The sequence below is a fragment of the Zoogloea sp. genome, assembly GCF_023150065.1.
Lineage (GTDB): Bacteria > Pseudomonadota > Gammaproteobacteria > Burkholderiales > Rhodocyclaceae > Zoogloea.
This window is the reverse complement of sequence record NZ_JAKLLN010000201.1, coordinates 1-559: the sequence shown is the minus strand read 5'-3', so window position 1 is coordinate 559 and position 559 is coordinate 1. Positions and strand designations below refer to the sequence as shown.

The window sequence follows — 559 nt, the reverse complement described above, 5'->3', positions numbered from 1 at the left end:
ACTCGGTCATGTCGGCGACCTCCTCGGCGGCATTGATGGCTTCCCGGGCCTGGAACAGGCGATCCACGATCGAGAAGAAGGCATCCACCACCCGCGGGTCGAACTGCTGGCCGCGCCGCTCGCGGATCATCTCGAGGATCTGCGCGTCGTGGTGCGCCTTGCGGTAGCAGCGGTCGATCGAGAGCGTATCGAAGAAATCGGCCAGGGCCACGATGCGCCCCGACAGCGGGATCAGCTCACCAACGAGGCCCTGGGGATAGCCGGCACCGCTGAAATGCTCGTGGTGCGCCATCGACACTTCGGCCGCCAGCTGCAGCACCGGCGCCTCGGAGCCGGCCAGGATGCTGGCGCCGATCCGCGGGTGCTCGCGCATCAGGCGCCACTCGTCGGAGGTCAGCGGCCCCGACTTGCGCAGGACGCTCTCGTGGATGCCGATCTTGCCGATATCGTGCATCTGGGCGGCCTTGTAGAGGATCTCGCAGTATTCGGGCGGGCAGCCCATGGCCTCCGCGATCATCGCCGCGAAGGCTCCGACCCGCTGCATGTGCGCGCCGGTCTC

The 559-nt window shown here is 67.8% G+C and carries 1 protein-coding gene; it reads right to left on the bottom strand.

The genetic code is table 11. From position 1 onward, the window contains the following. On the bottom strand, positions 1–544 hold a 544-nt coding region (locus tag L6Q67_RS24265; protein ID WP_296576297.1), incomplete at its 3' end, for an HD domain-containing phosphohydrolase. Positions 545–559 lie beyond the last annotated feature (15 nt).